The organism is Schleiferilactobacillus shenzhenensis LY-73 (assembly GCF_000469325.1).
Taxonomy (GTDB): domain Bacteria; phylum Bacillota; class Bacilli; order Lactobacillales; family Lactobacillaceae; genus Schleiferilactobacillus; species Schleiferilactobacillus shenzhenensis.
In genome coordinates, this window is record NZ_KI271589.1 from 86,294 (window position 1) to 111,030 (window position 24,737).

General features: G+C 57.1%; 31 protein-coding genes. 13 read left to right on the top strand and 18 right to left on the bottom strand.

The window, feature by feature from the left end; translation table 11 throughout:
* Positions 1–154 precede the first annotated feature (154 nt).
* Together murQ and L248_RS07865 are read left to right on the top strand one after the other, a co-directional pair.
* Entirely contained in the window at positions 155–1,057 is a 903-nt protein-coding gene (murQ, locus tag L248_RS07860; RefSeq protein WP_022529631.1) for an N-acetylmuramic acid 6-phosphate etherase, read from the top strand.
* Between the two features lie 89 nt (positions 1,058–1,146).
* Positions 1,147–1,947 carry a tyrosine-protein phosphatase gene (locus L248_RS07865; protein WP_040535597.1) on the top strand — a complete coding sequence of 267 codons (801 nt, stop codon included), beginning with the start codon at positions 1,147–1,149 and terminating at the stop codon, positions 1,945–1,947.
* Between the two features lie 133 nt (positions 1,948–2,080).
* On the opposite strand, the gene L248_RS07870 is transcribed toward L248_RS07865, so the two are convergent.
* Positions 2,081–2,953: a BadF/BadG/BcrA/BcrD ATPase family protein gene (locus L248_RS07870; RefSeq protein ID WP_022529633.1), complete on the bottom strand. Its 873-nt coding sequence runs from the start codon at positions 2,951–2,953 to the stop codon at positions 2,081–2,083.
* A gap of 200 nt (positions 2,954–3,153) precedes the next feature.
* On the opposite strand from L248_RS07870, the gene L248_RS07875 reads away from it, so the two are divergent.
* Together L248_RS07875 and L248_RS07880 are read left to right on the top strand one after the other, a co-directional pair.
* Positions 3,154–4,479 (top strand): PTS sugar transporter subunit IIC, encoded by a 1,326-nt coding sequence (locus tag L248_RS07875; RefSeq protein WP_022529634.1) that lies wholly within the window; start codon positions 3,154–3,156, stop codon positions 4,477–4,479.
* A gap of 26 nt (positions 4,480–4,505) precedes the next feature.
* Entirely contained in the window at positions 4,506–4,793 is a 288-nt protein-coding gene (locus tag L248_RS07880) for a hypothetical protein (RefSeq protein WP_022529635.1), read from the top strand.
* 177 nt (positions 4,794–4,970) lie between these two features.
* Here the strand turns inward: L248_RS07880 and L248_RS07885 are convergent, their stop codons facing one another.
* A complete protein-coding gene (locus tag L248_RS07885) occupies positions 4,971–5,561 on the bottom strand; it encodes a type IV toxin-antitoxin system AbiEi family antitoxin domain-containing protein (protein ID WP_040535600.1) in 591 nt (196 codons plus the stop codon).
* 124 nt (positions 5,562–5,685) lie between these two features.
* Positions 5,686–6,588 (bottom strand): LysR family transcriptional regulator, encoded by a 903-nt coding sequence (locus L248_RS07890; RefSeq protein WP_022529637.1) that lies wholly within the window; start codon positions 6,586–6,588, stop codon positions 5,686–5,688.
* Positions 6,589–6,693: 105 nt separating this feature from the next.
* Here L248_RS07890 and L248_RS15185 point away from each other — a divergent pair, with 105 nt between their 5' ends.
* Positions 6,694–7,242 carry a chromate transporter gene (locus tag L248_RS15185; RefSeq protein ID WP_022529638.1) on the top strand — a complete coding sequence of 183 codons (549 nt, stop codon included), beginning with the start codon at positions 6,694–6,696 and terminating at the stop codon, positions 7,240–7,242.
* Positions 7,239–7,790: a chromate transporter gene (locus tag L248_RS07900; RefSeq protein WP_022529639.1), complete on the top strand. Its 552-nt coding sequence runs from the start codon at positions 7,239–7,241 to the stop codon at positions 7,788–7,790. Before L248_RS15185 ends, L248_RS07900 begins: the two co-directional genes overlap by 4 nt.
* A 113-nt stretch (positions 7,791–7,903) precedes the next feature.
* Here L248_RS07900 and L248_RS07905 read toward each other — a convergent pair whose 3' ends face one another.
* The 9 genes from L248_RS07905 to L248_RS07945 all read right to left on the bottom strand — a co-directional run bounded on the left by L248_RS07905 (position 7,904) and on the right by L248_RS07945 (position 14,237).
* Positions 7,904–8,206, bottom strand: a complete 303-nt coding sequence (locus L248_RS07905) for a hypothetical protein (RefSeq protein WP_040535603.1) — start codon at positions 8,204–8,206, stop codon at positions 7,904–7,906.
* A gap of 291 nt (positions 8,207–8,497) precedes the next feature.
* Positions 8,498–8,668: a putative holin-like toxin gene (locus L248_RS16205; RefSeq protein WP_245585282.1), complete on the bottom strand. Its 171-nt coding sequence runs from the start codon at positions 8,666–8,668 to the stop codon at positions 8,498–8,500.
* Positions 8,669–8,773: 105 nt separating this feature from the next.
* On the bottom strand, positions 8,774–10,375 hold the full coding sequence (locus tag L248_RS07915; RefSeq protein WP_040535606.1) for a PH domain-containing protein: 1,602 nt from the start codon (positions 10,373–10,375) through the stop codon (positions 8,774–8,776).
* Positions 10,365–10,835, bottom strand: a complete 471-nt coding sequence (locus tag L248_RS07920; protein ID WP_040535609.1) for a PH domain-containing protein — start codon at positions 10,833–10,835, stop codon at positions 10,365–10,367. The genes L248_RS07915 and L248_RS07920 overlap by 11 nt, the downstream gene beginning before the upstream one ends.
* A gap of 73 nt (positions 10,836–10,908) precedes the next feature.
* Entirely contained in the window at positions 10,909–11,352 is a 444-nt protein-coding gene (locus L248_RS07925; RefSeq protein WP_022529644.1) for a P-loop NTPase family protein, read from the bottom strand.
* Between the two features lie 77 nt (positions 11,353–11,429).
* Positions 11,430–12,191, bottom strand: coding sequence for an NAD(P)H-dependent oxidoreductase (locus L248_RS07930; RefSeq protein WP_040535612.1), 762 nt, complete (start codon positions 12,189–12,191; stop codon positions 11,430–11,432).
* A 59-nt stretch (positions 12,192–12,250) separates the two neighbouring features.
* Positions 12,251–13,261: a linear amide C-N hydrolase gene (locus tag L248_RS07935; protein ID WP_040535613.1), complete on the bottom strand. Its 1,011-nt coding sequence runs from the start codon at positions 13,259–13,261 to the stop codon at positions 12,251–12,253.
* A 75-nt stretch (positions 13,262–13,336) separates the two neighbouring features.
* On the bottom strand, positions 13,337–13,957 hold the full coding sequence (locus tag L248_RS07940; protein WP_040535615.1) for a class I SAM-dependent methyltransferase: 621 nt from the start codon (positions 13,955–13,957) through the stop codon (positions 13,337–13,339).
* Positions 13,958–13,961: 4 nt separating this feature from the next.
* Positions 13,962–14,237: a hypothetical protein gene (locus tag L248_RS07945; RefSeq protein ID WP_022529648.1), complete on the bottom strand. Its 276-nt coding sequence runs from the start codon at positions 14,235–14,237 to the stop codon at positions 13,962–13,964.
* A 223-nt stretch (positions 14,238–14,460) separates the two neighbouring features.
* Between L248_RS07945 and L248_RS07950 the strand changes: the two genes are divergently transcribed.
* Positions 14,461–15,702 carry an MFS transporter gene (locus L248_RS07950; protein ID WP_022529649.1) on the top strand — a complete coding sequence of 414 codons (1,242 nt, stop codon included), beginning with the start codon at positions 14,461–14,463 and terminating at the stop codon, positions 15,700–15,702.
* 198 nt (positions 15,703–15,900) lie between these two features.
* Here L248_RS07950 and L248_RS07955 read toward each other — a convergent pair whose 3' ends face one another.
* The 3 genes from L248_RS07955 to L248_RS07965 form a co-directional block, all read right to left on the bottom strand.
* A complete protein-coding gene (locus L248_RS07955; protein WP_040535618.1) occupies positions 15,901–16,206 on the bottom strand; it encodes a hypothetical protein in 306 nt (101 codons plus the stop codon).
* 98 nt (positions 16,207–16,304) lie between these two features.
* Positions 16,305–16,760 carry an NUDIX domain-containing protein gene (locus tag L248_RS07960; RefSeq protein ID WP_022529651.1) on the bottom strand — a complete coding sequence of 152 codons (456 nt, stop codon included), beginning with the start codon at positions 16,758–16,760 and terminating at the stop codon, positions 16,305–16,307.
* 19 nt (positions 16,761–16,779) lie between these two features.
* Positions 16,780–17,322, bottom strand: a complete 543-nt coding sequence (locus tag L248_RS07965) for a GNAT family N-acetyltransferase (protein WP_040535621.1) — start codon at positions 17,320–17,322, stop codon at positions 16,780–16,782.
* A gap of 133 nt (positions 17,323–17,455) precedes the next feature.
* Between L248_RS07965 and L248_RS07970 the strand changes: the two genes are divergently transcribed.
* Entirely contained in the window at positions 17,456–18,310 is an 855-nt protein-coding gene (locus tag L248_RS07970; protein WP_022529653.1) for a metallophosphoesterase family protein, read from the top strand.
* Here L248_RS07970 and L248_RS07975 read toward each other — a convergent pair.
* Complete coding sequence (locus L248_RS07975; protein ID WP_040535624.1) at positions 18,307–18,831, bottom strand: DUF7679 family protein; 525 nt, start codon at positions 18,829–18,831, stop codon at positions 18,307–18,309. The two genes, L248_RS07970 and L248_RS07975, sit on opposite strands and share 4 nt — an antisense overlap.
* A gap of 154 nt (positions 18,832–18,985) precedes the next feature.
* Between L248_RS07975 and L248_RS07980 the strand changes: the two genes are divergently transcribed.
* From L248_RS07980 to L248_RS08000, 5 genes are read left to right on the top strand one after another with little or no spacing between them, the layout of a single operon-like run.
* On the top strand, positions 18,986–19,744 hold the full coding sequence (locus L248_RS07980; protein WP_022529655.1) for a 1-acyl-sn-glycerol-3-phosphate acyltransferase: 759 nt from the start codon (positions 18,986–18,988) through the stop codon (positions 19,742–19,744).
* The gene (locus L248_RS07985; protein ID WP_022529656.1) at positions 19,741–20,580 is read left to right on the top strand and encodes a glycosyltransferase; all 840 of its coding nucleotides are present in this window, start codon (positions 19,741–19,743) and stop codon (positions 20,578–20,580) included. Before L248_RS07980 ends, L248_RS07985 begins: the two co-directional genes overlap by 4 nt.
* Positions 20,577–21,533, top strand: coding sequence for a glycosyltransferase family 8 protein (locus tag L248_RS07990; protein ID WP_022529657.1), 957 nt, complete (start codon positions 20,577–20,579; stop codon positions 21,531–21,533). The genes L248_RS07985 and L248_RS07990 overlap by 4 nt, the downstream gene beginning before the upstream one ends.
* Positions 21,530–22,420: a lysophospholipid acyltransferase family protein gene (locus L248_RS07995; RefSeq protein WP_022529658.1), complete on the top strand. Its 891-nt coding sequence runs from the start codon at positions 21,530–21,532 to the stop codon at positions 22,418–22,420. The genes L248_RS07990 and L248_RS07995 overlap by 4 nt, the downstream gene beginning before the upstream one ends.
* On the top strand, positions 22,407–23,057 hold the full coding sequence (locus tag L248_RS08000; protein WP_040535627.1) for a TetR/AcrR family transcriptional regulator: 651 nt from the start codon (positions 22,407–22,409) through the stop codon (positions 23,055–23,057). Before L248_RS07995 ends, L248_RS08000 begins: the two co-directional genes overlap by 14 nt.
* An 87-nt stretch (positions 23,058–23,144) precedes the next feature.
* On the opposite strand, the gene L248_RS08005 is transcribed toward L248_RS08000, so the two are convergent.
* Positions 23,145–24,095: an ROK family protein gene (locus L248_RS08005; protein ID WP_022529660.1), complete on the bottom strand. Its 951-nt coding sequence runs from the start codon at positions 24,093–24,095 to the stop codon at positions 23,145–23,147.
* An 18-nt stretch (positions 24,096–24,113) separates the two neighbouring features.
* Positions 24,114–24,725: a DUF624 domain-containing protein gene (locus L248_RS08010; protein WP_196812007.1), complete on the bottom strand. Its 612-nt coding sequence runs from the start codon at positions 24,723–24,725 to the stop codon at positions 24,114–24,116.
* Positions 24,726–24,737: the final 12 nt, after the last annotated feature.

The following is a 24,737-nucleotide window of genomic DNA, read 5'->3' on the forward strand; positions in this document are numbered from 1 at the left end:
TCTTTGTCTTTTTTGATATACGATTTCTTAACCCACAAACAAATCGAACGGTAATTGAAACAGTATTTCTTCCATGATATACTTATAGCCGACTTGGAAAGGGCTGTCATCCGGCTGATGCCGCTTGGTTCCCGTTAGAAAGGGGTATGCTGTCATGGACTTGAGCAAGCTGACCACAGAGACCCGCAACCAGAAGACGATGCACCTGGATACCATGTCTGTGCACGACTTCGCCGTGGCGATGAATAATGAAGATAAGACCGTACCGGAGAGTGTGGCGCGGGCGCTGCCGGCCATTGAGCAGGCAATCACGGCGATCACGCATTCATTCAACCACGGCGGCCGGCTGTTCTACATCGGCGCCGGGACCAGCGGCCGGCTGGGCGTGCTGGACGCGGCAGAATGCGTGCCCACCTTCGGCACCCCGCCGGAGATGGTCCAGGGGCTGATTGCCGGCGGCATGCAGGCGATGACCGTGGCCGTCGAAGGCGCTGAGGATTCTGTTACCTTGGGTCGGCAGGACTTGATGGCCCACAAGCTGACCCCCCGCGATACCGTCGTCGGTATTTCTGCCAGCGGCCGCACGCCTTACGTGGTGGGCGGCTTGGATTATGCCCAGACCATCGGCGCGACCACCATTAGCATCGCCTGCAACGACCACGCCGTAATCAGCAGCCATGCGGGCATCGCCATCGAGTGTCCCGTCGGTCCGGAGATCCTCACCGGCTCCACCCGGCTGAAGTCCGGCACCGCCCAAAAGCTGATCTTGAACATGCTCTCCACCGGCGCCATGGTCGGCATCGGCAAGGTCTATGGCAACCTCATGGTGGACGTGAAGCCGACCAACGAGAAGCTGGTCGAGCGGGCCAAGCGCATCATCCGCCAGGCCACCGGCGCCGACGAAGCCGCTGCTGAACAGGCCTTCACCGCTGCCGGCCAGGATGTGAAGCTAGCCATCGTGATGGTCCTGACTAAGCTGCCCAAGGTTGAGGCCGCCGCCCGGCTGCAGAAGGCCAAGGGCTTCATCGCCCGGGCGGTGGAGGAACCGAAGAACTGACCCGACCGCGCTGGACTTGCGGTAGAATATCAATAGGCGCCGAGGCTGCTCGCCCCAGGCGCCTTTTTGTTGAAGGGAGAAATGTGGCCATGTCAGTACCCTATGTTCTGCCGCTGGAACAAGGCCCCAATTACCGCGACCTGGGCGGCTACCGCACCGCGGACGGGCGGGTAATCAAGTCCCACCGGTTGATTCGCGCCGCCCGAATGAATGAGTTGACGGAACAAGACCAGAAGTTTCTGACCAGCTACGGCGTCACCACTGTGGTGGACCTGCGCTCGCCCCGGGAAGCGCACGAGTGGCCGGACCGGTTGCCGACCGGTGCGGCGTACGAACTGAATCCCGTCTTTCCCACCGACGAGACCCAGGTCAGTAAATCCATCATCGAACTGCGCCGGATGTACGACAAGGACCCGCTGGCCGGCTTTCTCAACATGGTCACGACTTACCGGGACATGGTCACCCGGGGCAGCGCCCAGCGGGCCTTCCGCCGCTTCTTCACCCTGCTTGCTGCGCAAGACGCAACGTCCGGCGCCGTCCTCTGGCACTGCACCTCAGGGAAAGACCGCACCGGAATGGCCACGGTCTTCCTGTTGACGGTGCTGGGCGTGCCGGCGGAGACGATCCGGGCCGATTATCTGCTGTCCAACAGCCTCTTACGGGAGAAGCGGCACGAGCGGCTGGAGGCCTTGCGGGCCACGAACAGCTCCGCCGCGCTGATCGCCACCAACCGGTCGCTGGCGTCAGTGAGAAATGAATACTTGGACGCCGCTCTGGTACAGATCCAGACGGATTACGGCTCTCTGATGGATTATTTGACGAATCAGTTGGGAGTGGACGCGGCCATGCGGGCACAACTGCAGCGTCAGTATCTCAGCGACGCGCAGTAAGCGATGCCCATATACCCATCGCGACACCGTTTCCTGGCCCCCACGGGCGCCGGGATAACGATGCCGTTTTTTCTTTAGAAAAACCAGGTGTGCCTGACGCGACTTGGGCAGCCATGGAAAAGATTGTCCGCGGTCACTGCGGAAAGTGGTAATACTGCACCCCGCCCGCATTGCTGCCCTGCAGCCGACGCAACTCGGCGTCTGGGAGTTGGCGCCGCAGCACAGAGAAAAACAAGTCGTTTTTAGCCGCGACCGACCCCGCTAGTGCAACGACACTGGCGTTCGGTAGGCCAGCCCGACGCAGCGCTTGGTGGATTTGTGCGGCTAACGCCTCAGCTGCGGCCGTTACACAGGCCTGGGCGGCAGTGTTGCCCGTCTGCGCGGCGTCAGCCACGGCCCGGGCCAAGCCGGCAAATGCACCCCGGTCCAGCTGATAACTGCGGGCCACAGCGGCGCGGTAATGCGACGTTTGGGTTGCCGCCACCAGTACTGGCTCAATCGGACTGACCTGACCATCATCCCGCGCCGCCGCCATCATGGTGAACGCCCGCCGAACGATGTCATACGCGCTGCCCTCGTCGCCGAAGCGCCAGCCCCAGCCGCCGACCCGGACCCGGTCACCCGTGGCTTTCTGGGCCAGTACGATTGACCCGGTGCCGGCAATCGCAATGACTCCAGGACCGCCATGCAATCCGTTCAATAACGCCAAGTCGGCGTCGCTCACCACGGCAACGGGAACAGCATACTGCCGGTGCACCGCCGCAATGATCTCCTCTTGCCCGCCAGCCATGGCCACGCCGGCGATGCCGATGAGGATGCCCCCGCACTGGGCCACGGGCAGCTGATTGAAGACCTGGGCCAGCACCGTCATAATATTCCGCTGCGTACCGGCGGGGTCCAGGGCAATATTCCCCGGCCCGCTATTTTCTTGGACCAACCGTTTTCTTTCTTCATACGCTTCTGCCACCATGTGCGTGCCGCCGCTGTCGATACCAATCAGATACATGCTGTCGGACTCCTTTTTTGTTCTTTTTTCATTCTCAGGAAATGGTTTTCTGAAATATTGGTCTATACCTTAAACAACCGTCCAAAGAAATATTGTACCCCCGTGTCAACATTATTGACACGCATACTTGAAACACCATTCCACATGTGAGTATACTGAATTGGTAATCAGTTGTATACCGCTTGAGGAGGAATCATTCTATGAACAAATTGATGAAGTGGATCGAGACCAAACTCGTTCCGCCCATGGCCAAGATTGGCGCCCAGCGTCATCTGCTGGCTATCCGTAACGGTGTTGTTTCTACGCTCTCATTGATCCTGATCGGCAGTTTCTTTCTGATTTTCGTCAACCTGCCGTACAAGCCTTGGGCGGATGCCTTAGCCCCCTATTCCGCGACTATCGCGCTGCCCTTCCGGATGACCATGGGCTTGATGGCCATCTACGCCACCTTCGTGATGGGCTCGGATCTGGCCAAATCCTACCATTTGGATAGTACCACGGGCGGCATCCTGTCGCTGGGCACTTTCTTCATGCTGCAGATGCCGGTCAACGTGCTCACCCCGAAGAAGGCACCGCTGGGCTTCGTTCTGCCCATGACGAACCTGGGGGCCGCCGGCATGTTCACCGGGATCGTGTCCATGATCTTCGCCGTGGAAGTCTACCGGTTCTTCAGCGTGCACAAGATCACCATCAAGATGCCCGACCAAGTCCCGCCGGCCGTGGCCCGGTCCTTCGAAGCCTTGATTCCAGGTGCCGTCATCATCATTGTCGCCTGGCTGGTCCGGGACATCGCCGGCTTCGACGTGAACAGTGCGCTGCTCACTCTGTTCAAGCCGATTACCGGGATCCTGGGGAATAACCTGTTCGGCGTACTGCTGCCGATGTTCCTCATCCACTTCCTGTGGTCCTTCGGGATCCACGGGATGAGTATCGTCGGTTCCATCGTCCGGCCAATGTGGCTGATCATGCTGAATGCCAACACGGATGCCCTGACGAAGGGCGTCTCCGAGGCGAAGCTGCCTTACATCGCCCCGGAACAGTTCTACCAGTGGACCGTCACCATCGGCGGGGCCGGCGCGACAGTCGTCGTGGCCCTCATGTTCGTCACCATCTGCAAGTCCAAGTTTCTGCGGGAGGTCGGCGGTTTCTCACTGATCCCCGGCATCTTCAACATCAACGAGCCGATGATCTTCGGTGCCCCGATCATTTTGAACCCGTACCTGCTGCTGCCGTTTAACATCGTGCCGCTAGTGCTGTCGACCATTTCTTACTTCGCCGTGAAGTTCAACCTCGTCAACCACTTCACTACCTACCAGGCCTGGACGCTGCCCGCCCCCATCGGCGGCTATCTCAGTGCCGGGAACGACTGGCGGGTGATCGTCTTGATTGTCATCAACCTGATCGTCGCCGCCATCATCTACTACCCGTTCGTCAAGGCCTACGATAAGAAAATGGTCGCCGACGAACAGGCGAAAGCCAACGGTACTGATGACGCGGCGGATGCTGCAACTGCGGCCAAAGCGTAATTCATTTTTAGAAAGCAGGGAACTCCATGTTCTATTGGCTCGTCGTTTTTGTTGGCTTCCTCGCTTTGCTAGCCGGTACGCAATGGCTGCTGGCCTGGCTGAAGCAGCGGGGCATCCATATTAACCGCTGGCTCTTCGGATTGCTGGCCTTCCTCGTACTGATCGTCCCCCACGTGCTGATGAAGCAAGTGCCGCCGGTACTGGACGGTATACTGTATGGACTCTGCGCGGTCTTTGCTGTCGCGTTCATGACGGAGTCGCATGCGTTGGCGCTGCGGGAAGAAAAGGAACACGGAATCACGCCCAAACACTAAAATATCAAAAACTAGCTAGCATGCATGAGCATCGTCAAAATGTCGTGCGTGCTAGCTTTTTTAGCGTTGTTCAATCCAATTCTTTCCTGGGGTCTGCAATATCAAATACCGTATTTCATCGCCACTCCGTTGAGGAGAGGCATTCTGCTAGAGATGTGCACTATGCATTTCCAAACATCATCGAGCAAGCACCTCCATTAACGTAATCAACTCAGTTGTGGGATACAAGTCACGGGCGTAGGCAGCTAGACGCAGGTCGTCCTCAACTGATAATTGACCGCACAGATAAGTTTCCACCGCTTCATACTTTACATTGGGTCCGATTGTTGAATCGGCCCAAACGTCCAACAATGTACGCTCTTTGTCATAGACCTTAATTGGGTCGCCGCTTGGCGATTGAATTGTCGTAATTCCCACCGCATACCGATTATGGACCAAGTGACGAGCTGTCACGTCCCACTTAGCGAGATTATGGTTGTTATAACCTTGGGGAAACGTCATATAGAAGTGGAGCGGCATTTCGGTGGTCAGTCCGTGAAGAATCAACGCCGTCTCTTGTGAAAAGATACCAGGAGTAAATTTTTGACTCAACAGACTATATTGATCCGTCTCTGCACCGGCCAACACGTATACACCCGGTTCCTCGCGAACAATCATACCTTCATCAAGAGCCGTCTGAAGCATTGAAGACGATAGTCCATAGTTTCGTGCCGTACGAGAGAGAAATGTTTGGTGATGGGCTAGGAAATCATCGATTTTGCGTGTCATAGGGGACGCCTCCTTCAAAAATGTTCAGATATACTATTGATTACAACAATCTTCCCATTTTTGAACTTTCTCGGCAAGGGAACAACTCATTAAGATTACAATCGTCCCCTTTGCATGTTTGTATTCAGTACCCATCAGGAGATGACATATGCTGATTTTCGCTTTCTGCCTCCCGAAAACACGCCACCATCGCCCGTTGCGCCGGACTCACGGCGGCGTCCCGCAAAGTGATCGCGTAGTTCACAGTCTTCATCGCCACCCCCGGGAGTTCATAGACCGCCAGCGTTCCCGCCTGCACATAGGGCTGGGCAAATGGGGCTGGCAAAATTGTCAGCCCCAAGCCGGCCACTGCAGCGTTGATCAGCACCGCGGTGCTGCTGCTTTGCAGTATCGGCACGACGTCAGCGCCCAGACGGTGCACCGCGTCAGCGAAACGGTCGCGCAGCGTGCTGCCTTTCTCCCTCAGCAAGAACGGCACGACGGCCAACTGGTCGACCGTCAGCGTGCCCTGAACCAGGCCCGGTCGGCCGACAATAAGAAGGGGATATTGAGAAATCGGCTCTGCATGGAACGAGCGGCTGCTGGCGAAGCCTTCGATGAAAGCCACGTCGATGTCACCGCGGACCAGGCGGTCCTTGATCTGCTCGACGTTCTCCGCATAGAGCGTTAGCGGTGTTTGGGGATACTGGGCCTTGAACCGGCTGATGGCGGCGGGCAGGGAGATCTGGCCCAGTGTCAGACTGGTGCCCACCCGCAATGGCAACGCCCGCGCCGCTTCCCGGCCAAAATTGGCTAACGCTTGATATTCAGCCAGCAGCCGCTTCGCGCGGATGCGGAACGCCTGCCCGGCGGGATTCAAATGCAGACGATTATCGATCCGGTCAAACAAGGAGGTGCCGATGGCAGTTTCCAGTTCCCGCAAGGCCTTGGAAACTGCCGGCTGGGAAATAAAAAGCTGGTCGGCAGCTTGGGTCACTGACCTGGTGGCGGCGACCTGGACAAAGATTTCGAGCTGGCGGATATTCATTCGTTGTACGCCTCCATAACGCGTTTGTTATGGCTATTGTACCAGACATGTATTTTTAGTTAACCTCTTGTTCCGGTAGAATAGAGACCGAGGAGGATTTATCCCATGCATAAGAACTGGATTTTATTCAAGGTTTACCTGACTGCCGGCACCTTCACGTTTTCTGGCGGTATGGCTATGCTGCCGATGATTGAGCGCCAGCTGGTCAACCAATATCATCTCATTGACCGCGACACCCTGTATGAATACACGACTCTTTCCCAGACCTTCCCCGGCGTCATCGCCCTGACGAACGCCTGCTTTTTGGGGAAGAAAATCAACGGTACCAAAGGCATGATTGCGGCCGGCATTGGCGCCATCCTGCCGGCTTTCGTCTTGATGCTCGCCGCCACCATCGCCTATCAGCTGATTCCCCAAAAAGGCGTCATCATTAGTATCATGGCGGCGATCCGGGCGGCGTCGGCGGCTTTTCTGTTCAGTGCCGCCTACAGCCTGGCCAGGTATAACTTGCGGGACGCCGCGTCAATCCTGCTGGCGTTGGCCTGTTTTCTGCTCACTGTCTTCAACCTGGCCAGCGCGCCGACTCTGATCGTCGCCGCAGCGGTCGTGGGAATTCTGCTGAGCGTCACGAAACGGAGGGCGGCGAAGGCATGATCACCATTTTTCTCACCTTTCTCAAAATCGGCTTCCTGGGCTTCGGCGGCGGTTACGCCATGCTCTCCTTGATCTTCCAGGAATCCGAGACGCTGGGGATGACGGTCCAGCAATTCGCAGACTTGAACGCCTTGGACGGCCTCATCCCCGGCCCAATTGCCATCAACTCGGCCACCTACCTGGGCCAACTGTATGGCGGCTTCTGGACCGCCCTGGCCGCTACCGCCGCGGTGTGCGTGCCCTCGCTGGTCTTCGTGCCGCTCTACATGCACTTCGAGCAGCGCATCAACGATAACTGGTTCCTAACCGCGATCCTCGACGGTATCAAGCCCGCCTCAGCCGGCCTGATTCTGGCCGTGGCCCTCTCGCTGATGCTCCTGACCGTGTTCGGCATCAATGGTCTGGGCGCCTGGCGCAGCGCACATCTCGATTGGAGCAGCCTGCTGGTTCTGGGCGTCGTGTTCTTCCTCGATGCCAAGTACCATGTGAACCCGGTGTGGCTGATCCTGCTGGCCGGCGTCATCGGCGCCGTGGTCTATTATTTGTAGATGATAAGAAAGGCAAAGAACGTGCCGCCGAACTCCTTACATAGGAAATCGGCGGCACGTTCTCGTCATTCATTATCTGTATTGGCAGATGAATTCTGCCATGATAGCCAACATTATTGCGTAACGGTATCCGCGATGAAGCCTTTATCCCGCAACTCGCGGCCGGTATCTTCCCAAATATCATCCCGGGCGGTGATGGGGTAATAGTGATGCGTGCCCTTCGCGTCCACGACTTGAACGATTGGCGCATCGCCGAACTCGTCAGTCAAGGCGGCCGCCAAGTGCTTGTCCCCTTTGGTGGCCGCTTTGACGTCGGTAATCACCGATACTTTAAAGGCACCGCCGATATCATCGTTAAACCACGCGCCGCTGTCATTCCAATACCTGATGTCATTCTTGTTCTCTTGTTCGTTCATGCTGCATCCTTCTTTTTGTACCTTGCTTGGTTCTTGATACGCCTTCATTGTAGACCATCTTCGGGGGAACGTTAATTCACTGGGGCTTGGCGGGCAGTTCCTTAGTGGGAGCTTCTTAGTGGCCAGTGTCACCCCCGAATTGCTTGCGTAAAACCTTCAGTATTGAGTATAATAAAGACAGCAAAGGAGCCGCTGGCCTAAGCGACTCCCCGCAGAACCGTTTAAGACGGTTGGCATTAGTAAAGCTAAGCAATCTATTAAACGACCGCTAGACCATCGCCAAATAGTCTGTTAGCGGTCGTTTTTTCGATTGTCGACGATTACTACGACGAGCTTAACGACCACATCCACAAGTAACAGTACAAAACTGCCAAATGCGAAAACGACCGTTAAGACATCGGTAATGCGCAAACCGGCACCCCCTTTCGCTCTAGAGTTTGTCGATAGCGCATAGGCTACCACCCCTTCACGATCAGATTTGCCAACCGCCTTTCAACTATTCTGCTGTTGTTATTGTATCATGAAAACGTCTGAACCACTACGGCCGCAAGGGAAGTGGAACTTTCCTCACGGTTCCGGCACCGGGGTGGTAACCACGTGAATCCGCTGCTCTTCGGTGAACCACTGATACACATTGACGGCTGCGTCTTCCGGCAAGTACCGAATAGCAAATTCATCATTGCTGTTGCCCCGCCGCACATTGATCTCCAGGTGGGCGAGGTGACGTGAGCGCATCCAAATTGACTGGTGCAGCGCCACCGACTGGATCTGCTGGTGGTCTGCAATTAAAGTGGCTTGCGTAAACCAGCGGCCATGCAGCGCGTATAGCTCATCCCGCTGGCGGTCGATGCTCACGCCGCGGTGGGCACCGGCGTACCAGCCTTGCCAAATCGCCGCCAGGGGCAGCAGCAGTGCCCCGTACCCCCAGGGTCGTAACCAAATCATCAAAGGGATCGTGGGGACCAGGCTGAGCAGGAACGCATTGCGCAGCTGGTACCACTGCGTGCGCCGGGGCGGCCGCTGCCATTCTGGTGCTGCGCCGGTGCCGTACCCCGTCAATGCCTTCACCTGCTGCCAGGTTGCCGTCCGGCTCACAGGCAGCAAAACCAGTTCATCGTCACTCTCATCCTCTGCCGCTCGCGACGCCAGCAACGCTTGAATCGTCGTCAGATGGAACAGCCGGCGTAAGATAGATTGCGACAACCGCACGGCCTGAATCCGCTGCACCTTCGTGGTCACCGTATTGCGGGACAGTAGGCCGCGCTGCGTCGTGATATCATCACCGGTCCGGGTAATGGTGAAACCATAGAACCGCGTAAGCAGCCGCAGATAGGTGATCAGGGCCAAGAGAACGAGCAGACCGATCAGAACCCCTGCCAAGATCAGCAGTGCGGACGCGACGCCGCGACTCACTTGCGCGGTGAATCGGGCCGGGATCTCAGCCGCAATCTTGGGGTAGCCCAGAACGATGGCAATAAGAAAGGGAAACAGGCTGAGCGACGTTAACGCGTATAGATTCAGATCGCGGCCATTAATCTTGTAATGGGCCTCGCCGCTGACGGTCGCCGGCCTGTCGGATGCCGCCAGCATGGCGGCAATCGAATCTAAGGTTGGCGTCGTGGCTGACCCTTCATCAGGGGCAGCGGGCGGCGCACTGTGCTTCGGCTCCGCCGGGTCAGCCGGTGCACTGACCTGGTCGGCGGGCTCCTCGGCCGGGCTTGATCCGCGTTGACGGCTCGCCTGCTGCTTGGCCGTCAGCTCGTCATAAACCGCCACCGGCACGGCATTCAGCTCCGCCTCTGGTTCGTCTTCCTGATGCCCGGCGGTTTCAATGATCAGCGCCATCAAATGAAACGGCCGCATATACCACGCCTGTTTCTGTTGAATCGTTTGAATCCGGGCATACGGAATATGGGTATGCTTGCGTTCAAAGATGCCGCTGTGGACCACGATCATGTCGTCCTCCAACGCATACGTGAATGTCACGTACCGCACCACCGGCAGCAGGACCACGCCGGCAATATAGAGTCCCGCCAGAAGCAGCGCCCACCAACGGGCCATGATCCAATTGGTCTGCAGCAGCATCAGCAGCAGTAACACCCAGTTATCCCGCAGGCTCCGGCCCCAGTTAAAGAGCAGCGTCAGCGGATGCACATGCCTAGCGGTCATCGCGCACCTCCAATGCCAGCTTGAGGATGGCGGCCCGCAGCCGCTCGGCCTCTGCCGGTTCCACCCCGTCAATTTTCGCACTGGTGGACGCCGTTGCTACCCGCACGGCCTGCAATTTCTGCCAGCGCAGCAGCGGGCCCTGCTCAATCGTCACGTTCTGGATCCGTGTCGTGGGAATCGATTCCTGCTTGCGGAAGATGAAGCCGCTGCGCAATTCAACCGATTCCGGCCGGATGCGGTAGCCCGTGAAGGTGTATCGGTACGGTACCAGCACCAGCTGCACGAGGGGCACGATCACTAATAGCGCCCCGGCCAGCGGCAGCAGCCACACTGGCCAGTGCCGCCAGTAAACGACGTATATTGCCGCCGCCAACGGCACCAGCAGCCAGCCAGCGTCGGCGACCGCATCGGCCCGCCACACCGTCTTGATGCGTTCTGGGAGTTTTTCTAACTGATCCATCCGCACTCACCTCGCCTAACGTTTTGGTCTAGTATACCAGACCGCTGCTGGCCGGAGGGAGAGAAACGCACTCTCATTCCCCGCTGTTTGGGAAGCGGTCCATGAAGGTCCGCTTGGCCCGCTTCCCCCGCAGCACCACCAGGCGGGTTCCCGCCGGCCGCTGGGCCAGTACTTTCTGCCACTTCTTGTCATCATAGTGCCAGACGAAAGCGAGGAAGTTCCAGTAGTCCCGATTCCAATGTTCAGTGAAGCCCGCCGCCATGTCCGGTCGGCTGGCCTTGTCCCAGTGGTAGCGCAGGGAGCGCCGCACCACTCGGATAATGGCCTGGACCCGGTTCACTTGCAGCCAGAGCACCAAATCCGCCTCTGCCAGCCGCAGGGGCATGGTACCGCCGTAATTCCCGTCAATGATCCAATTGTCGTGGGCCGCCATGAAGTCCCGCTGCTGCTGAATAAACCACTGCTTGGCCTCTGGTGAATAGTCCGCCTTATGCCACAAGCGGTCAAGGTGCAGCACTGGATAGGCAGTCTAGGCCGCCAACCAACGGGCCAGCGTGGACTTGCCCGCCCCTGACCGGCCGATCAGCATGATTTTCATGCCCGTTTATGCCGCATGAACGTCATCACGTGCAGGATGATCGCCAGCAGAACGAAGAAAATCACGACGAAGCTGGCGTAACGCAGCCAGAAGGTGGCCGTCAAGGCGCTGAATAATTGCTGGATCCCCATCGTGGCCAGAGCCATCACAGCGATCATGAAGAAAAGCAAGACATACCGTTTCAAAGTTTCATCATCCTTTCGTTGATAGTGACTCAACTCGGCGCCAATCTGCCGGGCGCGAGCCAATTTTCTCTCCGTCGGCGTGCGCTGCCGCCAGGTGTTGGGGCAGACCAGCTCGGTGATTTTGTGCACGCCGGCCAAAGTCATGGCCCCGTCGATGGCCCGGAGCGTCAAATCCGTCTGCCCGGTGAAAATATTGTCCCAAGTCGGCGCGAAGCAGCTGGTGACAGAGACGTAATGCTTGTCGGCAAACACCCCGTTCGGCAGACTGTCCCCGGCCTTCGTCATCCGCGTCCAGCGATGCCGCATCACGTCGAAGAATTGCTTGAGCTGCCCAGGAATCGTCGTATAGTAAGTCGGTGCCCCGAAGACCCAGATATCAGCGGCCTGGAGCTGCGCCGCTAACTTATCCAAATCCGGGTTGGGCCGGTTCGGTGTCTCCGGGTGCAGGTCATAATCATTCAAGTCGATGAATGTGCTCGTGGCCGGCGCTTGCACCGCTCCCAATATTGTCCGCACCACTGTCGCTGTCAGTCCGTTGGCGTCCTGGCCGCCATAGATTCCCAAAACTTGCATTGCTGCCATCCTCTCCACGAAAAAAGAGCCCGCAGGCTCTTTCTTGTTACCTTTCTATCTTACAACACGTGGGCTTCGAACGTCTTGCCCAAGTCTTGGTAAGTGATCTCGGTAATGTCCGGATCCACTGTCTTCACAGTGGGCGTCATGTAATGGGAGTCCTGGACAGTCATCGTGCACTTGCTCAGGTCGAAGCCGGCCCAGTATTGGGTGGAATCGGTCCGGTGAGCATTGTCGGCGTCCTTGCCCAGACCCTCAGGCACCATCACGGACTTGAAGGCGTTGTAAAGCTGCTGAATCCCGTCCGCACTGTGGAACGGGGCGATATTGTGTGCAATCAGCATCGCCCGGACGAAGCGGGACGGGGAAGTGTAATCGCCGGGCATGCCGAACATGCCGTAGCCGGTGCCCAGTTCGATGGGCTGCAGCTGATAATCGCCAATCTTACTGCCCTGGCCGCGGTTGGTCGTGTCCAACGACACGTAATTACGAATATTGGTCAAGTGGTAACTGTACTCGGGACTGTTGGTCATCGCCCCAACGTTGTCGTAAACCTTAAAGGCCCCGTGGTCCACTGGCTCCAGCACCACGCCGGCCCCGGTGGCATCAACGAAGGCATAATGGAGGGGCAAGCCCTGGGCCGCCTCATCGCCGAGGATCCCGGTCTTCGCTGCGGCCGCCTTCACGTCAGCGACATTCTTGCAGGTGGTCAGAATGTAAGAAACGAATTCCGTGGAGAAAACGCCCTTCAGCCCGCGCTGGCTGAGCGATTCCTGATTCGCGTCAGTGGCCTCGATCAGGACCTGCATGTCCCCGGCCAAGCCATGTTCGTTGACCCCATCGAACAAGCCTGCCGTACCGGCAACGCCGACACCGGTCGCCGCATACTGGGTGGTCCAATCCGGTGTCTGACTGGGTACCTTGATACCCCGCGGGAAGCTGGTAATCTTGCCCGGGAAGTTCTTGCCGCCTTGGGGATCATTGTCGTGGAAGAACGTGTCGGCAAAGTCCATCGTCCGGCCCCAGAACGTATCCCCTTCGATTGATTTGATCTGCATAGATGTGCACATACCCTTCGCCCCTTAACTTAATATTATGTTCATTGTGGCGCTTTCGGTCTCGACATTCAACTGCCGGCCGTTCATTTACTGGTTCCGGGCCAGGCGGGCCTGCTTGCGCTGCAGTTTCTTGGATAACGTATGCTGCTTCTCGTGGGTATGGCCCCGGTGCTCACCGATCCGCTTCTGGGCAGCGAAGACGAAGTAGCCATTGTCCTCAATCACATGCACACCGCCGAAGACCGTGCGGATCTTGTTTTCATACCATGTCCGGCGCTTCGTCACCATGTACAGCCGGCCATTCGGCGCAAGCTGGCGATAGGCCCCTTCGATGAAGTGCTTAGGGACAGAAAAGTTCTCGTGGTACGGCGGATTCGACAGAATGACATCGAAGCGCGCGTCCCGGATGGCCGCGAAACCATCGCTCTGGCTAATCATGGGTGTGACGTGATTCTGCTCGGCGTTTTCCTTAGCCAAGGCGACGGCGTTGCCATCGACATCGGCCATCGTGACCCGGGCTTCCGGCTTCGTCGCCGCGAAGTAGACGCCGACGAACCCGAAGCCGCACCCCAGGTCCAGAATCCGGTCATTGGCGTGTACTTCAGCGTGGTTGAGCATGGTTTCAGTCCCCTGGTCCAGCCCTCGGGGAGAAAAGACCTCGGCGTTGCTGGTGAAGCGGAGCGTCGTTCCTTGATACGTAATATCCATGAAGTTAAGACTGCCTTTCTTTGTTGGATTGACGGACATCGGCGAGAATCTCTGCCAATTTCGCTGACGGTAATATGGCGTACGCCACATGCAGGTTCAGCGCCTCTTCCATCTTCTGCATGGCTTTCGTATACGCCCACATATCACTCGGCCGATAGCCTTCAGGCCAAGGCGTCACGCGCATGGTCCGCAATTCCCGACCGACGATTTCCCGCCGCCGATGGGATCCCAGCCGGTCCGTGAAGCGCCGGTACAGCACGTTGCTCAGGTAGAAAAGCACCTGCCCCGCTTGTTGTTCTTGCCGTCAATACGCACGTCTTTGACCACATAAAATGACTGGCTGTGCTTAGACTTGCTGATTTGTAGTCGCATGGCGGGACCTTCTCTTCGATATTGGGATACCATGATTATACTCGATTCAGTCCGTTTGATGGTGGTCACTGCCGCATTGACTTCGCCTCGGCAAAAGCCAATGATAAGGAGGAATTTCTTCGAGACAGGCGATGACCGCAGTGAACTTTCATGTGCTAGGCGATACCTTTTCTTCCCTCCGCTCCAAAAACTTCCGCCGCTTCTGGATTGGCCAATGTATCTCTGTGATGGGGACCTGGATCCAACGGACGACCCAAACTTGGCTGGTCTACCAGATGACCAAATCCGCCTTTCTGGTAGGACTGCTAGCGGCGGCACAATTTGTACCGATCCTGCTCCTGACGCTGGTCGCCGGGACACTAATTGACCGCTTCCCCAAACGGCGTATCCTGCTCATCACCCAATCCGGCTTCCTCGTCCTGGGCGCCATCATGACGACGATTACGTATCTCAAAATCGTCCAATACTGGCAGATTCTGCTCATCGCCTTGGGCTACGGCATCTTGCAAAGCTTTGATACGCCCACTCGCCAGTCCTACGTCATTGAGCTGGTGGGGAAGAAAGACCTGATGAACGGTATCTCATTGAACTCGTCCATCTTCAACCTGGCGAAGATTGCCGGACCGTCGCTGGCCGGCATCCTGATGGTCGCCCTGGGCGTCGCTCCCTGCTTCCTCATCGATACGCTGAGCTACGTGGCCATTATCATTGGCCTGCTAATGATCCACCAAGAGCACCCCGTGGCCAGTCACAAGGCGCGGCACATCATCGCCGATGTCAAAGAGGGTCTCACCTATGTGGTCCACCATGCCGACGTGAAGCTCAGTGCGGAATTGATGATGATCATTTGCACGCTGAACTTCAATAATAACGTCATCATTCCCATCTATGCCCAAGAGGTCCTGGGGCGCGGGGCGCAAGGCTACGCGAACCTGCTTTCGGCGACTGGTGTCGGGTCACTCGTTGCCGCCTTCCTGATGAGTTATCTCTCCCGCTTCGGTTTGCGCCGGGACATGTACCTGCTGGTCGCCCTGGGGACAACGGTCATGCAGTCGTTGATGATCTTCGTCCACGTGTACGCCCTGGCTTTGGTCTTCATGGTGGTCATCGGCTTCTGTAACATGGTCTTCCTCAACCAGTCCAACGCAGCTTTCCAGTTTTCTATTCCCAATGAACTGCGGGGGCGCATCATGAGCGTGTACGTGCTGCTGAATCAGGGCTCGACCCCCATCGGCAGCCTGTATTCTGGCGGCATTATGGACGTTGCCGGCGGCTTGTGGGGTTTTCCCGCCTGCGGTTTGCTGGCGTTGCTGCTGGCAGTGCCGGTCTTGTTGATGCACAGGCCCACGGTGAAAAAGTGGCTGAATGCCTAGTTTCATGGCTTCTTTCTTTAACTCTGTCCTGTTACTCTGTCCCGCTTAGTCGCCAGAAAAAGGAAGCAAATATATCACCATCAACGAGCGATGTTCTTTACCGTCCGCATTAATCAGCACAAACAACATTTTGCCCACTGAAAAAGGCGCCCCGTTCGGCTTCATCTTGAAGTCGTACAGGACGTCTTTCCTATTGCCTTAGAATCGCAGAATTTCACCGACGAGTATGAAGAAAATCACCGCCAGCAAAAGACCGCCGAGGATCTTGAACACCATCTGAGTACCCTTGGCAAACAGGTCCTTGGGAAACACCCAAGCCAGGATGATCGATCCTGACAGTGCCAGCAGCCCAATGGCGCGGGCTGCTGGTTCGCTATGCAGGACAATCGTTCCCCAGGTGACGCCGTGAATAAAGGTATTGTTCATCAAGATGGCTAATACCAGCAGTACCGGTGAGAGGCTGCCCCAGCCGATATGCTTGCCGCGTACAACGATCTTATCCATCACTGCCACCCGCCTCTCAGCATGCCCAATAACGCAAACTTCTTCTCGGTTGCATTATATGCTGAAACCGGATTCTCCGCCAGCAATACAGCTGGTGATCACAGCCGATGCAGCCATTCGGCCATCCGCTGGCGGCGGTAGCGCCAGATACTCTCATCTTTGATGACGTGCAAGCCCTGCTTGCCCGCCAGGACGGCAGTGATTTGTTCAACCCGAATAGCGGGCAGCACCGCCGCCAAAGCCGTTGGTGTGGTGTCTACCCAGCGCGAAGTGAGCTTAATCGGCACGCTTTCTTGACCAGCCGGTGGCGTGACCACGAACACTGTTTCCTGTGTTTCATGCTGAAGACAGAACCACGTGCCCACAAAGCGGTCGATGGTCACGGTCAGTCCCGTAGCTGCCTGAACGGCTCGGCGGACGGCAATCGCCGGCATTTCTGCCGCCTCAAAGTCAGCGCTGGGCAAGTCCCACTCATGGCGATGGGGACCGTGGACCAGTAAGACCTGGTGGCGGTCATTCATGATGATGCCCGATACCGTACGACGCAATGCCATGTTTCCCGGCAACCTTTCTTCACGCTTGGGGAGTCAAACCGAAAGCGGGATCGTAGTGTAAAACCCCGTGGACGCCAGTCAAACCGCCCTCTTGCAGTTCGCGCACCATGAAATTCTCATCGGCCACCTCGTATGGCGCCGTGATGCCGAATGGGCGGGCGGGAACGAAGCCGAAACGGCCATAATAGGCCGGGTCGCCCAATACGGACAAAGCGCGGATCCCATCGCCATAGGCCATCGTCTCCAAATACATGACCAAGGCAGTCCCCAAGCCTTTCTTCTGCTCCGCCGGCGTCACAGCTACTGGTGCCAGAACATAAACGGGCCACCGCTGGCCGTCATCAGCGACCACGGCGGCCTTGCTTAGCATGGCATGCCCCAGTACCGCCTCCTCATCGTTCACGGCCACCGCGTCATATTCTGGGCGATAATCAGAACTGTGGCGCAGCGCAGTAACCAAGTCCGCCTCGTGCCCGTCGCTATGGGCGGCATTGGCAAAGGCATCAGCAATGACTGGCAGGCTTTTGGCGGCCAAGTCCGGCGTCACAGGCGTAATTTGCATCGGGGACAGCTTCCTTTCTCTTACTGCTTCCATTATAACCGCAATTATTCCCCAGGAAATACTGAGCTGAACGGTCAGCATTGCCGGCGCCGCCCTTCCTGCTTATACTGAAAGCACGAGGGAGCGATGTTGAATGTCTGAACGAATTGCATTGTTAGCCGATGTGCACGGGAACGCGACGGCGCTGCGGGCGGTCTTAGCCGACGCCCAGGCCCGCCACGCCACCCGCTACTGGTTCCTGGGCGATCTGATCATGCCCGGACCGGGGGCCGAGGACCTGTTCGCCCTGCTGGCCAGTGTCGGCACCGAGGTGATCATCAACGGCAACTGGGAAGAAGCTTTCTTCGCCGCTCTGGACGGCCACATCTGGGCCGACGATCCCTCCGATGTCTACTTTGTCCGCCTCAGCGAATACCTCGCCGAACATCTGGATGACGCCACCATTGCCACGATGAGAAAGCGGCCGATTGCCGTGACGAAACACATTGCCGGACTGACTATCCAGCTCACCCACAACCTGCCGGACCACGCCGGCGGCCACACCCTGTACCCGAACCAGCCGCAGAAGAATTACGACGCCCTCTTCGCCGACCACCGAGTGGACATCGCCATCTTCGGCCACATCCACCAGCAGCTGATGCGGTACGGCAGCCAGGGCCAGCTGATCATCAACCCCGGCGCCGTGGGCCAGGCCTATGACCCGCGGGCGGCCTTATCCACGGATCACCGGGCCCAATATGCGCTGCTCGACGTCGCGGATAACGGCGCCAACCGGGTCGATATGCGCCGGGTGCCCTATGACGTGGAGAAAGAACTGGCCCTGGCCAAGGCTGCCGATTTGCCTTACTTAGAGTTGTACACCAAGCTGCGCCGCACCGGCCGCACGTTCACCCACGATGACGACCTGCTGGCGGGTATCAACGCCGCCCACGGCTATCGCGACGACGTTCTCCGTTTTGCCCGCCAGCGGCACCACGCGCAGAATTAACGTGTCTGGCTGCGGTGGTGCAACTGCCGCCACAGCCGGTTGACCCGCCACTGGGACAGCTGTTTCACCCACGCGCGCGGCCAGTGCCAGAAACGATTGGGTAAGTGATACTTTGCCCGCCACGCCGCCAAATCCGCTGCAATTTGGGCACGCGTCCAATAACTATAATCATGCTGCACATAACGCAGGGCATCCCGAATATCGGCGGCGTCCGTTCCGTGCCAGCGCTCTGGCATGAGGAACTGGGCCCGCGGCCGATTGACGGGACCCTGTTTTTTGCGCTGCACCACCAGGATTCGGCCCAGGCCCATTGGGGGAATCACCCCCTCGATGTAGGGTCCCAGCGGATAGACGATCAGTGCCCCTTGCAGAAACTGCAGGGCGGCGTCGAGACCTTCAGTCACCGCCATCTGCTTCAGTCCGCGCTGCAAATCGTTAGAGAACGTGAACCATTCGCTCCGGTGCTTGCCATGCCCGTCGAGTTTTTGAATCTTCACGATGTACCGGTTCCGCTGTGTCACGGTGCGCCGCCCCTTTCTACCCATAACTGTCTCAACTTCAGCGGCCCTTGTCAATTCGCCAAACCGCGTCAGTCCCACTTCCCAAAAAGGGTGGTATACTAACCGGTAAAGGATTGAGTGAGCACTCAATCGACAAGGGGAGGAGAAGCTCATTATGACCAAACGTGAATACGACTTCGATTCCGAGACTCAAGACGTGGTGTCTGTGCCGGAACCACCCAGCCCGGCGGCCATTAGCAAGGCCCTGGCCCGTCATTATAATATCTCCGTCTACACGGCCGCCAAGATGTTCGCTCGCCTCTATTGCGCGGGTTACCTGGGCATTCGGGTGGCCAATCCGGAAGTGCTGCAGCCCTATCAGGGCCGAGGTTACTTTCTCTATGGTAACCACACGCAACCGCTGAGTGATGCGTTCTTTCCGATGCTGCTGGCCCATGGTGTGCCAGCTAAGACGATTGCCCGCACGGACAACCTGGCGGTGCCGATCCTCGGTCCGTTCCTGCAAATGGGCGGGGCCGTGGTGGTGCCGCCAGACCTGCACGCCATGCCAGAGTTCTTACAAGACGTGGCCCAGTGCATCACGGCCGGCCAGCCGGTGACAGTGTACCCGGAGGCCCATGTGTGGCCCTATGACACCCACATCCGGCCATTTACCCGGGCAGCTTTCCATTACCCCGTCGCCCTGCACACCCCGAGTTTTGCCATGACCACCACGTATCACCGCCGGCGCCATGGCAGCCGGCCGGGGATCACTGTTTACTTAGATGGTCCTTTCTTCCCCGACACCAACCTGTCACCCCGGGCTCAGCAGGGAGATCTGCTGGACCGCATCCATGCGGCCATGACGGCCCGCGCCGCGCAGTATAGCACATATGCGTATGTGACATACAAGAAACGGGGGGGACAATCGTGAATATTCTCTATTCGGGGGATGCCCATATCGGGGATGGGGTCTTAGTTTCGGTACTTTCACTGTTGAAGCACGTGCAAGAACCGCTCCACATCTACATTCTGACAGCCACCATGGCCGCGGACGGCCAGCGCTGGGCACCGCTGCCGGACAGCACGGCGGCGTATCTGAGCCGGGTGGTCAGCCAGCGCTCGCCGGCGTCCACAGTGGTCAAAATCGACGTGACTGACCTCTTCAACGCTGAACCGCCCACGGCCAACCTGGCCACCCGCTTCACCCCGGGCTCGATGCTGCGGCTGTATGCCGACGAACTGCCTCAGATGCCGGACCGGCTGCTTTACTTAGATACGGATGTCCTTTGCCGGCGGGACCCTGCCGCATTCTACAGCCAAGACTTCCATGGGGCCGAGTTCATCGGCGTCCTGGATCACTACGGCAAGTGGTTCTTCCACCACGGCTGGCGCCCCTTTGATTACGTGAACTCTGGTGTTCTGCTGCTGAATATGCCGCGAATCAAAGAAACGGGCTTGTTCGCCAAAGCCCGGGTCCGCTGCCAGCAGCGCAAGATGTTCATGCCTGACCAGTCGGCCCTGAATAAACTGGCCGTGAACAAACGGCTGGCCCCGACCCGTTACAATGAACAGCATACACTGAAGGACGACACCGTCCTCCAGCACTTTAGCACCACCTTGCATTTATTCCCTTGGTTTCATACCCAAACGGTCAAGCCGTGGCAGCCGGAGGCCATGCACAGCGTCTTACAGCTGCATGCCTACGACGATATTCTTCAACAATACGCTGCCCTGGCTCCGGCCTTGAAAGGAAGTTCTCATTCATGACGACGCCTACTTTACCTATTTTCTTCTCAATCAATGACGCCTACGTTCCTTGCTTGACGGTGGCGATTCATTCTCTGGCCGCGCACGCTGATCCGGCCCGCCAGTATGATGTCATTATTCTGCACCAAGGGCTTCTGGCAGAAAACCAGGCGGCCCTGCAAGCGCTGAGCACCGCCAACGTGACCGTTGAACTGTTGCCGATGGATGATCAACTCCAGGCTCAGATCAACGATCAAAGTAACACCCTGCGGGGGGACTATTTTACCTATACGATTTACTTCCGCCTCTTCATCGCGGATATGTTTCCGCAATATGATAAGGCCCTGTACCTGGACGCCGACGTCGTTATTTTGACCGACTTGGCGGAATTGTTTGATACGGACCTGGGCAACAATTTCTTCGCTGCCGCCTCCGACGACTTCATGGGTACCGATCCGGCCATGGGTCACTACGCCGAAGCAGCCGTGGGGGTACCCCGCACAGAGTACGTCAATTCCGGCGTGCTGCTGATGGACCTGAAGAAGCTGCGGACCGAGCACTTCAGCCAGCATTTCTTAGCCCTGCTCAACCAGTACCACTTTGCCAGTTTGGCGCCAGATCAGGACTACATTAATGCCATGGCCCACGGCCGCATCCACTACCTGCCCCACCAGTGGAACACCCAGGTGCGGACCACCGGCGATGCTGCGGCTAATCCCCATCTCGTCCACTACAATTTGTTCAGAAAGCCGTGGCATTACGCCGATGCGCCCCATGCGGACTATTTCTGGCAGGCTGCCCAAAATCTCAGTATCTACCCCGCCTTGCAAGCCACTCTGCAGGCCTACACCGCTGTGGACCGGCAAACCGACTTGGATAAACTAGCCCACATGGAAGATATGGCCCATGACATTCCGCTGAAATCGCCCACCTTCAGGACGGTTCAAGCGCAAACAGGAGGTGTTGCGCTATGATTGCGCAATTATTCGCCCCGAGTGACCGCGGGCCGGTCATTCAAAACATTGAAAAAGCCGTCGCCGCCAACCAGCTCAACAGCAAAGTGGAGACCGACGACCCAAACATTTCTAACCAGCGGGAACTGGATCTGCTGAATAGCTACGTCCAAAACCTGCACACCGTGTCTTATAAAGTGAACAACCTGATTGCCCGGACCGCCATGAATACCGCTGCCCGGATCATTACCCGGAACATGGTGGTGACCGGCCAGGAGAACCTGGCCGCCACCCCCGGCGGCGCCATCGTCACCAGCAACCACTTCAGTCCCATCGAGAACATGCTGGTCCGCCGGGCCATGGGGATGCACCGACTGTACATTGCCAGCGAGACCACCAACTTCTTCATGGACGGCTGGCTGGGCTACCTGATGCGCTATGCCGACACGATTCCTGTCAGCATCGATATTCATTACGCCGGCATCACCTTCCCGGAACTGCTGCGGAAACGGTTGGACGCTGGGCACAAGGTTCTCATCTACCCGGAGCAAGAAATGTGGTTCAACTACCGCAAGCCCCGTCCGCCCAAGCGCGGCGCCTATTTTTACGCGGCCAAGCTGAACGTCCCCATCGTCTCCTGCTTCGTTGAGATTGCTGACCTGCATCATCCCCTCAACACCGAGTTCAACGAGACGCAATACCGGCTGCACATCCTGAAGCCCATCTTCCCGGATCCGGCCCTGTCGCCCCGAGACAACAGCTTCCGCATGGCTGACCAGGACTATGCCCAGAAGAAAGCCGCCTACGAGGCAGCTTACCGCCAGCCGCTGGATTACCGCTTTTCTCCCAGCGACATTGCCGGCTGGATTCCCACGGGACAGGAGGTGGCCCGGGATGGTGGGCAATAACGACGACTTGCAACTGTTCCGCGACGCCCACTTGCTCGACGATATGACGCCGAAGCAGGTGAGCATTCTGGCCGCCGCCATCGACGTCTTCGCCGAGAACGGCTACGCCAACTCCAGCACCAAGGAGATTGCCCGGCGCGCCGGCGTCGCTGAGGGCAACATCTTCAGTACCTTCACCAACAAGCGGGGCTTGCTCCACGCCATCATCGACCCGGTGCGCGAATCCCTCTTCCCCCGGGCCATGGACGAGCTGGTCAAGTACAAACTGGCCACCAAGTACGCTACGCTCCGGGAATTCCTCGACAACATCATCCGCGACCGCATCGACTACCTGCGCAATAACCAGAAGGTCATCAAGATCTTCGTTGCTGAGCTCTTCTACGACCAATCCCTGCGCCGCCAATTCGTGAAGAAGTTCCCCGTGGCGTACTGGCTCCAGTTCGACCGCCAATTCATTCACCTCAAGCACCTCGGTCAGCTGGTAAATTGGAATAACCGCGAGATCGGCGCCGTCATGTCCGGCATCATCGGCGAAGTCTTCTTCGGTTACCTCTTCTTCGGCCAGCCCCTTTCGGACAAAACCGTTCAGAATACCATCAATACTTTGGTGGATGTGCTGACGCCGCATGAAGCTTAAGGCAGAAAGGCCCCCACGATAAAGCCCCTCACAAGTTCGGCATAACCGACTGTGAGGGGCTTTGGTGTCCTGTATTTTGTTGAAAAACTATGCCAGTTTCTTTTCAGCCTTGGCAGCACGAACCAAAGGATAAACTGCACCAATCAAACCAGCGTCATTATGCAATCCTGTTGATTTGACATGACCCAGTGCCTTGTCTTTGATGTAATTCAAGCTCTTATGCCGGGTCAAGAACTCTCGTATCTTATCCATGAGCATGCCCATAAATACGTCATTGGCACTGATCCCACCACCAATAAGAATCAGCTCAGGATCAAAGCTGGCAAACATGTTGACAACCATGATGCTAATATCTTCCATGAATTGGTTCAGCACTGGTGCCGCGATGGGATCGTTATCCCGGGCGAGTTGAATGATTTCTCGGGCATCAGTCACTTCCGCATCTTTCGGATACACCTGTTTGGCAGACTCATTGTACCGGTGCACTAGGCCGCTAACCACAGCGGCATGCCAATTGAGCGATGCATCTTCCAGATCCTTGGTCAAATCAAAGTCATGGGTAATCGTCCACCCAAACTCTCCTGCCATACCGTGCGCTCCTCGATACACGTCGCCATTGATAACGATGCCGCCGCCAACGCCGGTCCCCAAGACAACACAGATATAATCATCCACACCTTGGGCATTACCCAACCAGTGCTCTGCAATGGCTGCAGCATTAGCGTCATTCTCGACGTGCACCGGCAGGTCAGTCATCGTACTCAATTTGTCCGCCAACGGGAAACCGTTCAGACATTTAATGGCGCCGGCGGTAATCATGAAACCATCGCGTCGAACGATTCCCGGGATAGAGACACCCACTCCGGCAATATCATATTGCTTACGATACGCCGTAATCACTTTACGCATGGAAACCAGTAATGGCTTTTTCTCTTTTTCTGTTGGTACAGCATCCTTCGTCACAATTTTTCCAGCAGCATCGATCACGCCATATTTGATCGTCGTACCGCCCATATCGAATCCTACGTAATACTTCATGCTGCCTTCCCCATTCCCTTATTCATATTTTGCAAACACCCGCTGCAACAACCAGCTCTGCAAATAAGCTGTGCCGGCGAAACCCATCACCAGGACGATGATGGCTATCCAGTGATACTTAAAGGGAAGATAGAAGACCACAGCAATCATCAGTAAGAACATAACAACGGACTCCCATGCATTCCCGATGGCTAAGGTGACTGCGTTATGCAACACTTGCCCAATGGTTTCTTGATAGCGGCCCACCAGGGGGAAGATATACATGACGGTCAGAAACAAGATGGCATATAGTGCAATCACCGCCACCATCAACGGAGAAGACGGCCCGACCACCTTCCCAATCCACCAATAGAACGCTATCATACCGGCGACGAGGCCCATCACTAGCCATCCCAGCACGCTTCCCTGCACCAGATTTTTCCGGTAAGCGTGCCAGAAACCCGGCGCCACTTGCACTGTACTTGGATCATCCAATTTAAGCGCCATGCCATACAATGCACTTAGTGAAGCACCAATCGTGACCACGGGTAAGCACCCAATCACAAACATCAAATTGAGTACCAGCAGCTGGTACATGCTTTGCAAAGTACGATAGGCTTTGCCATCCAGTGCAAAAAAGCGAGCCATCATCTTCATCTCCTT